Consider the following 13020-nt stretch of genomic DNA (forward strand, 5'->3'; position numbering starts at 1 on the left):
CTGACTATTTTTCACTCATCAAAGATGAGGGTATGACTTATTCTAAACACGAAACAATATTAAAAAAGGTTATTTCTGAGCAAACTGTTGTAGCACGATCATACTTAATTTACGTGTGAAGAACTGCAGCGGTTTACTCTCATGAATGAACAATAATTTATTCCATTATTATACCAATTCCATTAATTATCTAACCATTCAAAACACTACTGGCCGTCTATTCAAGGATAGCGAAACCTCTACCTACGAAGTATTTGGGGCGCTATTTAAGTTGGTATCGGATGCCTGAACGTTGTCGCACGGCAATAATCTATCCTAATCCTTTGTCTTATTTCTCACGTATTTTCCAGTACAGGTTCGAGTATTGAATATGTCTGGATAGACCAATCCCCTGGATATTAGCGTAGAAAAAACCTTCTGTACGTTGCTATAAATCCTGATTCAGCAACTCAAGAATGCCATATTTTGAGAATATCGCCTTCACCCCGAGGCTATCTAGTTCATGATTTTTCACTACAGTTTGCAACAAAAACATTGATAGTTCTAATTGCCTCGCAAATAAGTACCCCCATTGCCATCAATAAAGTGAATATTTAAAAGGTGTGAGTTTGCACCATTATTTTTATTTGAAGGGAGATTATTATTTTACTCTAATTTTTCAGAGTAAAATAAGTTTAAAGGAAATAGTATGAAGATTTTTCTATGCTGTGCTGCTGGGATGTCAACCAGCATGCTTGTAAAAAAAATGCGTGAAGCTGCTGATAATCAAAATATAGATTGCTCAATTAATGCTTATTCAGTGTCTGAATTTGAAGCATCACTTGCTGAAAATGATGTTTGCTTGGTAGCACCACAAGTTAAATTCCAATTTGAAGACTTCAAGAAACGTGCTGAAGAAAACGGTAAAGCTTGTGGCCTTATCGACATGATGTCCTACGGAATGATGAAAGGTGACGTAGTTCTTAATCAAGCAGTTAATCTTTATCAATCGATGAATAGCAAGTAATTAAATGGAGTTAATTCATGTCAGTTCTTAATGGAATAATGAACTTCGTTGAAAAAGTCGTGGCTCCTATTGCCTCGAAAGTTTCAACTCAGCGACATATCAATGCAATAAAAGATGGTTTCGTGGCAACAATGCCGTTTTTGATCGTGGGCTCTTTACTTTTAGTATTAGCTTTCCCGCCACCGGGGGATAACTTTTTCCTTAATGGCTGGCACTCCCTTATGGAGATGATTGGTCGAGATAATATACTTACACCATTCCAAGTCAGTATGGGCATTTTTGCTGTTTATGCCGCATATAGTATAGGTTTTAGTTTAGCGGAATCATACGGGCTACGCGCACAAAACTCTGGTTTACTCTCATTATTCACCTTCCTTCTGGCAGCAGCTCCTATTCAATCCGTTGAAGGTGTCGGTGGGGTGATACCAGCGGCTTATCTGGGGGGGACTGGCGCATTTACCGCAATCATGGCTGGTTTGTTTGTTCCTGAACTACAGCGCTTCTTACGTGATAAGAATATCAGCCTTAAACTTCCTGAAGCTGTCCCTGAAAAAATTGCAGCGTCATTTGACCTGCTAATTCCAATCGTCATTCTCGCAATATTGGTTCCGGGTCTTAATGCTATTCTTGGTGGTTACGACCTAACAATTCCATCTGCTGTTATGGAATTATTTAGACCCTTAGTATCGGCATCAGACTCGTTCTTAGCATGTCTACTTGCCGTTGTTATGATTCAGCTACTTTGGTTTGCTGGTATTCACGGTTCCGCTGTTGTTACTACTGGTATCTTGGCTCCAATCCTATTGGTCAATCTTGGTATGAATCAGGACGCACTAGCCGCTGGTGCAGAGCTTCCGAAGATTTTCGTTAACCCGCTACTCGACTTCTTTGTCTTTGTTGGTGGTGCTGGTGGTACTTGGGGCTTCGTTGTTCTAATGATGCGCTCAAAGGCTACCCACCTGAATGTAATCGGTAAAATGTCTATCATTCCTGGCAGCTTCAATATCAATGAGCCTGTTATTTTTGGTACGCCTATCGTAATGAACCCGAACTACTTCATCCCTTGGATGCTTTCACCAATGATTAATACATGTATTGTGTGGTTAGCCTTTAAGACTGAATTTGTTTCTAAGATCGTTGCACTTCCACCGTGGACTATGCCAGCACCTATTGGTGCGGTTATTGCGACAAACTCAGGTACAGCGGCCATTTTGGTTGGCGTCTGCGTACTTGTGAGCATGGTTATTTTCTATCCATTCTTCAAGATGCATGAAAAGCAATTACTTATCGAAGAGCAAGCAAATACTGAAGATGCACCGAACTCTGAACCAGTAAAGGCTTAATTATGACTTTCGAAATTAATACTCAAGAAGATATTACTGAAGAGTTTTTGATGACGCTACTTTGCAAAGCAGGTGAAGCACGTTCAGCTGTTATGCAAGCGATGAGTGAGGCTCGTAATGGTGAGTTTGAGCGTTCTGAAGCGATGCTGATCGCAGCCGAAGAAGCACTTACCGAAGTACACAAAACGCAAACAGGCTTAATTGGTTTCGATGAAGGTGAAGGTAAGGTCACGATGACTCTTATTCTTACTCACATTCAGGACCACATTATGACTGCTATGTTATGTCGCGATATGGCGAATGAGATCATTGCTATTCACCGTCAGCTAAACAACGCATAACTAACCTCAGTAACTCTAACTAACGATTAAGGAGGTCTGTTTAACAGGCCTCCTTTTTGTTTGTAATAATTAAAGCTTTGCTTAAATGCTAATTTAGCGTTCTACATTTATAAACCTAGCGCCCAGCGTATAAATTCTTTACGACGTTTTTTGTCAGCACTTTGATATAAATCTTTCATCAATTGATCTGCTTGGGCTGGCGTTAATTGGTTAATATCAACCGTTGATACAGCTTGATAAGAGGTTGTTGTTACAGCCGGTTGTGGCAAGGTCTGTTTTTCACTCGCCGCAACTTGAACCGCTAAGATATCGTTATAGTTCGCCATTAAGGGAGAGCCTGATACCACCACTTTTTCACGTTCAAAACTAACAGACTTACCCGCTGTATCTGTTAATTCAAAACGAGGTTTTTCCGCAAAACGTTTTACATCTTGTTGAGTATCAACACGAGGGGCGACTAATTCAACCACCTCACCATCATTCGCGGAAAAACGAATTAAAACAGGTTGCGATGACACATACCCCATAGACTGACCCGTCGAATGCGGGTTAGTAGGACTATCAAAACGTACCAACACCTGTTGATCACCTTCTGGTAGTGCCACTGTTTTTGTCGCTTTTTTAATTTCCAGATGTTGAGCTGCAAGAATTTCAAAATTGCCAGGCATTTTCAAGGTTACTTCTGCCATGGCAACTTGTGAAGTCAATACCAAAGGCAACGTAAATGCTAACAGTGTTTTTTTCATCATGCTTTCTCTCTGAAAATAGATATTCTATAAATAGTAAAACCAGCGGATCACCGCTGGCTTTTTCTCACACGTTAACGGTTCAATTAGAACTCGTAACGTAGACCAACGTTGACGTAGTCTTCTTCTGCGTTGTTCCAATCACCCCAGATATTACCGGTACCGTTATCACCATCACGGAATACATAGCTAGTGAAGATAGATGAACGATCAGTCATCTTATATTGTGCTTCTACCGTTGTATCTTTGTATTTTGTTTCATCGCCACCAGTGTTTTCTAGGTTACGGTAACCTGCACGAAGTACCCAATCAGCATTCACATCATAAACGGCCGTCAATTCGTATACTTTATCTTGTGAATTTTCTTGGCCTTTGTATGTAACTTCATCTTCAGAGTACACCGCACCCAGCATTAAATCGTTCAAGTAGTAACGTGTACCTACAGACCAGAAATCGTATTTATCAACGTTGTCAGAACGACCGTTGTCTGCATTATTTTGCTGGTAAGACACAACTGGTGCTAACTTACCCGCATTACCCATGTCGATGGTGTAACGTGCTGCAAGGTTATAACCATTCTTAGTTTCGTAATCTTTAACGTTATTGCCTAAGATGTAGGCAGCTGACACATCTAATGCACCAAAACTATTTTGGTACTGTAAGGTATCATCTTGACGGAAAACTTGCGTTGCGTTCTTATTCACAAGGCCCGCTTGGCGTGCAAGTGTCACGTCAGATAAAGAGAACACATCAGCAATGTCTGTTGACATAATTAGGCCTGAAGCCACACGACCGCCAGTAATTTTACCGTACTCAGATGCATCAACACCTGCCCATACGTAACGTGCACTCAGATCAGAACCTTCATTTTTACCTTCAGCGGCACCCACTTGGTACTCAGCCCAACCAATTACCGATACTTTATCGTTAACTGTTTGAGAGCCTCCAAGACCTAGACGACCATCAAATTGACCAACAAATTTACTGTCATCAGGATTGTTGTCACGGTCATTAACGTTAAAACCTAAACGGCCGTAAACATCAATATTTGAACCGTCTTCACCTTGGTAAACGGTTGCGGCTTGTGCTGCGCCAGCCACTAACATGGCAGGTAAAAGAGCTGCTAATACTGTCTTTTTCATTGTTTGAAATCCTAATATTGTTATTTTTTTTATCCCGACTTTGATTATGTGGATTCGGCGGTCACACAGACAAAATCATGCAGCTCTTTTCTTCCTTGAAATATCACTGAAACTCAATAATAACAGCGATATATCGTCTACTACACAGAGGACAATACAAATTGTTTAATGGAAAAAAACATGAGCAAAAAATGACTTCACGTGCACTTTCCGTTCAAGTTAAGGTGCAAGATAACCGAGAATGCTGAATAAAGGCTGAACGAGGCGATCGTTATTTCGCGCTATGAAATAATAGTTTTCAACTGTGATTTAAGTCTAATTTTTCATCGAGAATTATGTGATGTGTATCCTTTAAACTATTGAGTAACGAGCGTATAGAAGGCATATAAGGAGATATTCAGTGGGTAGTTACTTTCGATGTTTGGTATTACAATGAGCACTGAATTTAATCGTGCGGTTTTCATCATGTCTTATCAATGCCCTTTATGTCACTCAGCTTTAGCCAACCATACTCAATACTGGCGCTGCGAGAATAATCATCAGTTCGATCTAGCCAAAGAAGGCTATGTGAATTTAATGCCCGTTCAGCATAAAGGGTCAAAGAACCCTGGTGATAACCAAGAAATGATGCAAGCGCGACGTTTGTTTTTAAATACCAATCACTACAACCCATTGCGCGAAGCGGTGATCAAGCATCTAGATGAGCACTTGCCAGAGAACGCGCAACAATTATTAGATATTGGCTGTGGCGAAGGGTATTACACATCTGAATTTACCCAATTACAGGCTAAGCACCCTGAATTAAGCGTACATGGGTTAGATATATCTAAAGTGGCTGTTCGTTATGCCGCCAAACGCTACAAAAACTGCTACTTCTGTGTCGCATCGAGCCACCGTCTACCCTATTCCGATGCGTATCTTGACGGTATCGTGCGTATTTACGCTCCTTGTAAAGATGAAGAATTACAACGTGCAGTTAAAAAAGACGGTATTTTAGTAACCGTTTCGCCTGCTGCGCGTCACCTATACCAGTTAAAAGAGTTAATTTATAACGGCGTACACTTGCACGACATGGAACCAGAAGTTATTGAAGGATTCGATTTAGTCGCCGATCAGCAATTACATTACGACATGACACTGAACGGTGAAGAGGCAACAGCTTTAATGCAAATGACACCTTTTGCATGGAAAACATCAGATGCAGTATGGGAGCAACTAAAAACGGCGGTTGATTTACGCTGTGAAGCCGACTTTTCAATCCGCGTTTACCGTCGCCAATAACAACTCTCTTCTTTTTCGTTAACCTTTAGTATTGATTATCAATTGCATTTGATAATCAATCTCACCTCTATTACTATCACACACAGTCTACAGTTATACCTATTGCATGAGGTTTGATCCCATCATGAATAAAATAGGTATTCATACTGTGTATTTCGACTTTTGCATGCGCATCTTTGCATGTGAGTTCTTTTTAAGGTGTGGTATTCAAATGAAAAAATGGTTCTCTCTTGGGCTAACCGGCATGATTATTGGCTGTACAACACAGCCTGAATTACCTGTAAATACAACAACGACACAACCTTTGCCACCCACAATGTATGATTACACGATCACCTCGCCACAAGGTGCAACACTTAGCCTATCAAAACTTGCCTCAGCGATTAGCGATGCCGATATTGTTCTTGTGGGCGAATGGCATGGGCATCCGGGGGCGCACTTAATGCAAGCCCAACTGTTTGCCGAACTTTATCGCCAAAACCCTAATATGGCTTTATCGATGGAACAATTTACCCGCGATAAGCAGCCTTTAGTTGATCAATATTTAGCGGGAGAGATTGGCGAACAAACACTCATAAAAGAAGGGAATGCTTGGCCTAACTATATCAGTGACTACCGCCCTTTAGTGGAATTGGCAAAGCAAAATAGTCTGGATGTGATTGCCGCGAATGCACCTAAGCCTATTGTTCGATGCATTGGCCGAGAAGGCACAGATTATCTTGACCGTCTGCCGAATAACGAACGTAAGTGGGTAGCTGATAATTTAACGCTAACACCAGATGCCTACCAAGCGAAATTCAAAGCATCAATGCATCACGGTGATGAAGCAAAAACACAACGCCAGTTTGCAGCACAAACCGCTTGGGATGACACCATGGCAGAAAGTATGGTGGACTATTTAGCGAAACATCCTGGTAAACAAATTATCCATGTTGCAGGGCGCTTCCATGTTGCTGAAGGACTAGGTACTGCATCGCGTATTAAGGCACGTAACCCTGAACTTAACATCGTTATGGTTACCCCTGTCACTGAGCAATCGAATATCGCTGAGGATGCACCTGATTATAGAGTCAATGTAATACCACTGCCCAAAGGTTATGTAAGTAAAGATAAAATGATGGCTGCAATGAAAAGCATTTCAAGCAGAAATAAAGAATTGAAGTGTTATACCAAATAAAACGAATAGCCAGAAAAGAGTAGTCCCCCATCGGCGGCCAGCTGGTGGAGGACTTAGGAGAGATACAGCTATATATCTCTTTTACTAGTTCATTATCCTGCAACAACCTTTCCTGAAGCTGAATAGGCTTTGAGCTTTTCCATGTAAAAAATAAGTCAGTTAAGATCAATATAATTAAAAATCCAAATTAAGAATAATCAACCGAAATAATACCCAATACATAGCATTTAAATGCCACCCAGCATCTAAATATCAAATTAACCCCCCGTCATTTCATCAAAAAACCACATATTCGATAGATATAATGTTTCAACTTTGTTAAAAATTAGATGTTCTTTCTTTTCGCTTTGCGCTAAAACATTATCCTATGAGATCACAGTTCGAACTAGAGACTGCTCTCTAACTGGATAAAATAATAAAGCAAGGAGCTTGCAATGAAGGGTAAAAAACTACTTGTCGCAGCCGGTATAGCGGCATCATTCGCACTATCATCCGCATCTGCCTTCGCGGATGTGGCCAAAGTCGCAGTATCACAAATCGTTGAACACCCCGCTCTTGATGCTGCACGCCAAGGTTTACTGGATGGTTTAAAAGCAAAAGGATACGTCGAAGGTGAAAACCTTGAATTCACTTATCAGACAGCACAGGGTAATCCCGCGATTGCAGTTCAAATTGCCAAACAATTTGTCGGTGAACAACCTGATGTCTTAGTCGGTATTGCAACACCAACCGCACAAGCCCTTGCCGCTTCCACTCGTTCTATTCCCGTTGTATTTACTGCTGTTACTGATCCTGTTGGTGCAAAGCTCGTTAAAAACATGGAAAAACCCAACGGTAATGTAACCGGTCTTTCTGACTTATCACCCGTTGCTCAACATGTTGAGCTAATGCAAGAAATCATTCCAAATCTGAAAAGTATCGGGGTGGTCTTTAATCCAGGCGAATCCAATGCTGTTGCGTTAGTTGAGTTACTACGTGAAGCCGCAAAAGCAAAAGGCATTGAAGTAGTAGAAGGCACAGCTCTTAAGAGTGCTGATGTTCAATCAGCAGCGCAAATTATCGCTTCAAAAGTTGATGTGATTTACGCCCCGACAGATAACACAGTTGCCAGTGCGATTGATGGACTAGTAAACGCAGCAAACCAAGCAAACAAACCGATTATTGGCGCATCCACTACCTATATTGAAAATGGTGCACTTGCAGCATTGGGCTTTGACTATTACCAAGTTGGTATTCAAACAGCTGACTATGTTGATGCGTTACTTAAAGGCACGAAAATCGCTGATTTACCAGTTAATGTAGCGAAAGGGTCAGATCTAGCCTTAAATCAAAAAGCTGCCGAGAAACTAGGGATTTCGTTCCCAGCAGCAGTATTAGCACGCGCAACCTCAATCGAAAAATAAGTTTCAAATGGCAAGAGGCAAGAGCCATTACTCTTGCCTCTTTCATATAAGACAAGGAGTGTTATAGATGTCTTTCTTTGCCTTCATTGGTACGCTAGAAATTGGATTGGTGTATGGATTGGTTGCACTTGGTGTATACCTGACTTTTCGCGTTTTAGATTTTCCCGATTTAACCGTCGATGGCAGTTTTCCTATGGGCGCTGCGGTCGCTGCTACTGCAATCGTAGCTGGCATTAATCCATGGATAGCCACATTGATGGCCATATTTGCAGGTGGTGCTTGTGGTTTAGTTACTGGATTTTTAGCCATTCGCTGCAATATTTTACATTTATTGGCCAGTATTCTGACCATGATTGCCGCTTTCTCTATCAATATCCGCATTATGGGTCGCCCTAATCTTGCTCTTTTAGGGGAAGAAACTATTTTGACCCCGTTCGAAAATTTTGCGATGGATTACGGTTTTGATTCTAATTTAATTCGCTTATTGGTTGTTGCTCTGCTTGTGGTCTTCAGTGCTTGGTTCATCATTCGTTTGCTAGCCAGTGATTTTGGCTTAGGTTTACGTGCAACGGGCGTGAATAGCCGCATGGTAAGTGCACAAGGCGGCAACACCGCGTTATATACCTACCTTGGTCTCGCGCTTTCAAATGGTTTTGTTGGTTTTTCTGGCGCTCTATTCGCTCAAACAAACAGCTTTGCTGATGTCACATCAGGTGTTGGTACAATCGTTGTAGGTCTTGCTGCGGTTATCTTGGGACAAACCCTTATTCCAGGTAGAAAAATATGGGTTGCCGTGGTCGCCGTTATTGTGGGCTCAGTGTTGTATCGTCTCGCGGTCGCATTTGCATTAAGTTCAGGTATGTTCGGGCTCAAAGCCTCCGATCTTAATTTGATCACCGCTGTTCTTGTTGCTGTTGCCTTAATTGCACCTCGAATGAAAACTAGCTTCAATCGCAAAAAAAAACGCGCTGCCGTAACCAAAAAACTTGCCTAGGAGGTAAAGCTCAAGATGATTGAATTAAATGATATTCGCGTTACCTTCAACGAAGGCACGATTTTAGAAAACCAAGCACTTCGTGGCATTAACTTAGTGGTGCCTGAAAAACAATTTGTTACTGTGATTGGTTCAAATGGTGCAGGGAAATCAACTTTGCTGGGCGCTGTCAGTGGTGAAACCCCCATGAGCGATGGGCAAGTACTGATTGATAATATTGATGTGACGGATAAGTCCGTACATCAACGCGCGCAATATGCCGCACGCGTATTCCAAGATCCTTTAGCTGGCACTTGTGCTTCTTTAACGATTGAAGAAAATATGGCATTAGCCTATAAACGTGGTAGCCAACGTAGCTGGAAAATGGCGTTATCTTCAAACCGCCGTAAACTCTTTCAAGAACGTATCAGTATTCTTGGCTTAGGTTTAGAAGATCGTTTAGGTGATAGTATTGGCTTACTTTCAGGTGGTCAGCGCCAAGCTGTGAGTTTAGTCATGGCGACATTAGCCGACAGTAAGCTGTTATTGCTCGATGAACACACCGCGGCACTAGACCCAAGAATGGCCGCTTTTGTACTCGCCCTCACAACAAAAGTGGTGAAAGAGTTCGATCTCACCGTAATGATGGTGACGCACTCAATGAAAGATGCCCTCGCGCACGGTGATCGCACCGTCATGCTTCACCAAGGTGAAATCGTTTTAGATGTTAAAGGTCAAGAGCGAGATAACATGGACGTGAAACAACTACTTGAAATGTTCAGCAAAGTGCGAGGCGAAGAATTAGCGGATGACAGCCTTTTATTGAGTTAGTTGAATTCAACGAACATAACCCCTGTATTACTTTATTATTAGATATAGATTATTACGGGGTTATGTTTATTAACGATAAGAATTAAAGAGTTACCTGTTATTCCTATACGTATAAAAATCCTAGAATCAATTGAAATACCACTTCACCGTCGCTACTGTTGTAGAATTGAAGTAAAATATGCCTAGCGCTCTATCTTTTCTGAGCCCTTATTTAGATTTAGGAAAACAATGAAAAAAACATTTGCTTTAACTCACCCAAAAAAAGCTGTGCCAAGAGTCGTTGAATCAGTTAAAAGTGAAGTGAAAAAGTACATCAAAAGAGAGCGTAATAAGCAGCTTCCTTCTGGTGTCGATTTTTGGGATTTTGATTGTAAGTTTGGTCACACCGAACAAGAAGCAAAAGTAATCCACCTTAAAGAAATCAACAAGTGCATTGATGAAGCAGAGAAATTAGAACTGACTTCATTCTATCTTGAGATTTTAGTTAAAGATGGCATTCGTACTAAAAAGCCACTAGACGGCTTATTTGAAGACGAATAAACATTTTCGCTGTTAATAGCTTCACTGTTAACATTCGTATTGAAGGCAGTACTGGGTAGGGCTTTACGATAGTTTGATCAATTCGCTATCGTCTTGCGGCGCAGAACATGACTGACCTGAACTAAAAGCCCTTACTCAGGGCTTTTTTACTTTTCAATAATGTTGTACCACATCTAAAAGATCACAACGTCGTATTGTGTATCAGTTTAAAACCACCTTTCTAACGATGTTTTATCCAGTTGCTTAAACGCGCGATTCAAGACTTCTGCCAATTCAAGATATCGAGGCTGTTTTTTCAACGGCTGCATTGCGTGCCCTTCACTGGTGATCTTTTCATAAATTTCACGATACCAAATGGCTAATGAAGGTGGCAACGTCGTTCGACTGCGCTTACCCAACCACCACAAACCTTGCAAGGGCATGGTCAATGCAAATAGCGCCACCGTCATTGCTTGTGGTAGCGCGCCATAGTTATTGAATGCCATTTGGCTTAAGACACTCATAACTGCAACGGCAGGCATAACACGGGTCGCGAATTTTGTCGCTTTAATGTAGCGCTGTTCTGGGAATATGGCTGCTAGCTCTTTGCGCATAGGCCATGTTGCCATGTACTGCTGACCATTTTGGAAGTGTTGCCAAACCGTTCGTTGAGTCATAAAGCACCAACCATCAAAAAAAACCATAATTATTAAAATAAAGTAGTAACAAACTTGATTCAAATTAAATTTTTCTAAAATCTTTTTGTTATATTGGGTAACAATCGGCTATCCTAAGCACGCTTTAAGTTAATTGTTGCCTGTAATTACCATTTAGGCAACCTAAAGCAGCCATCAAGGATGACCCAGGATTGTGGGTTACTCAATTCTAGCCCTACGGATAGTGCACAATTTTAACCCGATTTAGACTGACTGTATCAAAAGTCGTCTACGCTATGGGTACTTTTTTTATTCTCACGAATATCAACTTTCAGACAGATTATAGGTAGTCACTCTCATGTCTAAGCTGGTTCTAGTTCTTAACTGCGGTAGTTCATCTCTTAAATTCGCTATTGTTGACGCTGTTTCAGGTGAAGAACACCTAACAGGTCTTGCAGAATGTCTGCACCTTCCAGAAGCTCGTATCAAGTGGAAACTTGATGGCAAGCACGAAGCTCAACTTGGCGATGGTGCTGCTCACGAAGAAGCACTAGCATTTATGGTAGAAAGCATCATTGCTTCTAAGCCAGAACTTGCCGCTAACCTAGCAGCTATCGGTCACCGTGTAGTTCACGGTGGTGAGAAGTTCACTCAATCTGTTCTTATCGATGAAACAGTAGTTCAAGGTATCGAGGATTGCTCTGCATTAGCACCTCTTCACAACCCTGCACACATCATCGGTATTAAAGCGGCACAGAAAGCATTTCCAGCACTTAAAAACGTTGCTGTATTCGATACTGCTTTCCACCAGACTATGCCTGAAGAAGCGTACCTATACGCACTTCCGTACAACCTATACACAGACCACGCTATCCGTCGTTACGGCATGCACGGTACTTCTCACCTGTTCATTACACGTGTAACAGCTGAGCTACTAGAGAAGCCAGAAGATGAACTAAACATCATCAACTGTCACCTAGGTAACGGTGCTTCTGTTTGTGCAATCAAGAACGGTAAATCTGTAGATACATCTATGGGTCTTACTCCGCTTGAAGGTCTAGTAATGGGTACGCGTTGTGGTGATATCGATCCTGCGATCATTTTCCACCTACACGATACACTTGGTTACTCTGTTGAAAAAATCAACAATATGCTAACTAAAGAGTCTGGCCTTCAAGGTCTAACTCAAGTGACTTCTGACTGTCGTTTCGTTGAAGACAACTACGGTAAGAAAGAAGAAGCAACTCGTGCAATGGACGTATTCTGTCACCGTCTAGCTAAGTACGTTGCTGGTTACACTGCAACACTAGAAGGTCGTCTAGACGCTATCACATTCACTGGCGGCATCGGTGAAAACTCTGCTCCTATCCGCGAAATGGTTCTTAACCGTCTTGCTATCCTAGGTGTTGAAGTTGACGGCGAAGCAAACCTTAAAGCACGCTTCGGTAAAGAAGGTGTTATCACGACTGCAAACAGCCGTGTTCCTGCAATGGTAGTTTCGACTAACGAAGAACTAGTTATCGCAGAAGATACAGCGCGTCTAGCTGCTATCTAATCTAACGATTATTATAACGGCTGGCCTAGGCTGGCCGTTTTTTCATG

The 13020-nt window shown here is 41.6% G+C and carries 13 protein-coding genes; 10 read left to right on the forward strand and 3 right to left on the reverse strand.

Annotated features, from left to right (window positions below):
* Positions 1 to 688 precede the first annotated feature (688 nt).
* Genes C9J48_RS24595 through C9J48_RS24605 form a run of 3 tightly spaced genes read left to right on the forward strand, consistent with a single transcriptional unit; the run spans position 689 to position 2690 of the window.
* Positions 689 to 1006 (forward strand): PTS sugar transporter subunit IIB, encoded by a 318-nt coding sequence (locus C9J48_RS24595; RefSeq protein WP_006232813.1) that lies wholly within the window; start codon positions 689 to 691, stop codon positions 1004 to 1006.
* A 17-nt stretch (positions 1007 to 1023) separates the two neighbouring features.
* Positions 1024 to 2349: a PTS cellobiose transporter subunit IIC gene (locus C9J48_RS24600; RefSeq protein ID WP_006232812.1), complete on the forward strand. Its 1326-nt coding sequence runs from the start codon at positions 1024 to 1026 to the stop codon at positions 2347 to 2349.
* 2 nt (positions 2350 to 2351) lie between these two features.
* Entirely contained in the window at positions 2352 to 2690 is a 339-nt protein-coding gene (locus C9J48_RS24605; RefSeq protein WP_006232811.1) for a PTS lactose/cellobiose transporter subunit IIA, read from the forward strand.
* A gap of 107 nt (positions 2691 to 2797) precedes the next feature.
* On the opposite strand, the gene C9J48_RS24610 is transcribed toward C9J48_RS24605, so the two are convergent.
* Together C9J48_RS24610 and C9J48_RS24615 are read right to left on the reverse strand one after the other, a co-directional pair.
* Positions 2798 to 3439 carry a DUF2057 domain-containing protein gene (locus C9J48_RS24610; RefSeq protein ID WP_006232810.1) on the reverse strand — a complete coding sequence of 214 codons (642 nt, stop codon included), beginning with the start codon at positions 3437 to 3439 and terminating at the stop codon, positions 2798 to 2800.
* Positions 3440 to 3522: 83 nt separating this feature from the next.
* Positions 3523 to 4578, reverse strand: a complete 1056-nt coding sequence (locus tag C9J48_RS24615) for a porin (RefSeq protein ID WP_006232809.1) — start codon at positions 4576 to 4578, stop codon at positions 3523 to 3525.
* A gap of 465 nt (positions 4579 to 5043) precedes the next feature.
* Here C9J48_RS24615 and rlmA point away from each other — a divergent pair, with 465 nt between their 5' ends.
* The 6 genes from rlmA to C9J48_RS24645 all read left to right on the forward strand — a co-directional run bounded on the left by rlmA (position 5044) and on the right by C9J48_RS24645 (position 10783).
* Positions 5044 to 5859 carry a 23S rRNA (guanine(745)-N(1))-methyltransferase gene (gene rlmA / locus C9J48_RS24620; protein WP_036804090.1) on the forward strand — a complete coding sequence of 272 codons (816 nt, stop codon included), beginning with the start codon at positions 5044 to 5046 and terminating at the stop codon, positions 5857 to 5859.
* Between the two features lie 211 nt (positions 5860 to 6070).
* The gene (locus C9J48_RS24625) at positions 6071 to 7036 is read left to right on the forward strand and encodes a ChaN family lipoprotein (RefSeq protein WP_006232807.1); all 966 of its coding nucleotides are present in this window, start codon (positions 6071 to 6073) and stop codon (positions 7034 to 7036) included.
* A 434-nt stretch (positions 7037 to 7470) separates the two neighbouring features.
* Positions 7471 to 8439: an ABC transporter substrate-binding protein gene (locus C9J48_RS24630; protein WP_006232806.1), complete on the forward strand. Its 969-nt coding sequence runs from the start codon at positions 7471 to 7473 to the stop codon at positions 8437 to 8439.
* A 67-nt stretch (positions 8440 to 8506) separates the two neighbouring features.
* On the forward strand, positions 8507 to 9433 hold the full coding sequence (locus C9J48_RS24635) for an ABC transporter permease (protein ID WP_006232805.1): 927 nt from the start codon (positions 8507 to 8509) through the stop codon (positions 9431 to 9433).
* A 15-nt stretch (positions 9434 to 9448) separates the two neighbouring features.
* Positions 9449 to 10243, forward strand: coding sequence for an ABC transporter ATP-binding protein (locus tag C9J48_RS24640; protein WP_006232804.1), 795 nt, complete (start codon positions 9449 to 9451; stop codon positions 10241 to 10243).
* Between the two features lie 228 nt (positions 10244 to 10471).
* The gene (locus C9J48_RS24645; protein WP_006232803.1) at positions 10472 to 10783 is read left to right on the forward strand and encodes a DUF6172 family protein; all 312 of its coding nucleotides are present in this window, start codon (positions 10472 to 10474) and stop codon (positions 10781 to 10783) included.
* Between the two features lie 206 nt (positions 10784 to 10989).
* On the opposite strand, the gene yfbV is transcribed toward C9J48_RS24645, so the two are convergent.
* Positions 10990 to 11439 (reverse strand): terminus macrodomain insulation protein YfbV, encoded by a 450-nt coding sequence (gene yfbV, locus C9J48_RS24650; RefSeq protein WP_006232802.1) that lies wholly within the window; start codon positions 11437 to 11439, stop codon positions 10990 to 10992.
* Positions 11440 to 11776: 337 nt separating this feature from the next.
* Between yfbV and C9J48_RS24655 the strand changes: the two genes are divergently transcribed.
* Positions 11777 to 12973: an acetate kinase gene (locus C9J48_RS24655; RefSeq protein ID WP_006232801.1), complete on the forward strand. Its 1197-nt coding sequence runs from the start codon at positions 11777 to 11779 to the stop codon at positions 12971 to 12973.
* Positions 12974 to 13020: the final 47 nt, after the last annotated feature.

The organism is Photobacterium profundum, from assembly GCF_003026285.1.
Taxonomy (GTDB): Bacteria; Pseudomonadota; Gammaproteobacteria; order Enterobacterales; family Vibrionaceae; genus Photobacterium; species Photobacterium profundum.

Bases quoted from the DNA above. Each gene is read 5' to 3' on its own strand.
- C9J48_RS24595 (WP_006232813.1), top strand. From the start codon at position 689: ATGAAGATTTTTCTATGCTGTGCTGCTGGGATGTCAACCAGCATGCTT.
- C9J48_RS24600 (WP_006232812.1), top strand. From the start codon at position 1,024: ATGTCAGTTCTTAATGGAATAATGAACTTCGTTGAAAAAGTCGTGGCT.
- C9J48_RS24605 (WP_006232811.1), top strand. From the start codon at position 2,352: ATGACTTTCGAAATTAATACTCAAGAAGATATTACTGAAGAGTTTTTG.
- C9J48_RS24610 (WP_006232810.1), bottom strand. From the start codon at position 3,439: ATGATGAAAAAAACACTGTTAGCATTTACGTTGCCTTTGGTATTGACT.
- C9J48_RS24615 (WP_006232809.1), bottom strand. From the start codon at position 4,578: ATGAAAAAGACAGTATTAGCAGCTCTTTTACCTGCCATGTTAGTGGCT.
- rlmA (WP_036804090.1), top strand. From the start codon at position 5,044: ATGTCTTATCAATGCCCTTTATGTCACTCAGCTTTAGCCAACCATACT.
- C9J48_RS24625 (WP_006232807.1), top strand. From the start codon at position 6,071: ATGAAAAAATGGTTCTCTCTTGGGCTAACCGGCATGATTATTGGCTGT.
- C9J48_RS24630 (WP_006232806.1), top strand. From the start codon at position 7,471: ATGAAGGGTAAAAAACTACTTGTCGCAGCCGGTATAGCGGCATCATTC.
- C9J48_RS24635 (WP_006232805.1), top strand. From the start codon at position 8,507: ATGTCTTTCTTTGCCTTCATTGGTACGCTAGAAATTGGATTGGTGTAT.
- C9J48_RS24640 (WP_006232804.1), top strand. From the start codon at position 9,449: ATGATTGAATTAAATGATATTCGCGTTACCTTCAACGAAGGCACGATT.
- C9J48_RS24645 (WP_006232803.1), top strand. From the start codon at position 10,472: ATGAAAAAAACATTTGCTTTAACTCACCCAAAAAAAGCTGTGCCAAGA.
- yfbV (WP_006232802.1), bottom strand. From the start codon at position 11,439: ATGACTCAACGAACGGTTTGGCAACACTTCCAAAATGGTCAGCAGTAC.
- C9J48_RS24655 (WP_006232801.1), top strand. From the start codon at position 11,777: ATGTCTAAGCTGGTTCTAGTTCTTAACTGCGGTAGTTCATCTCTTAAA.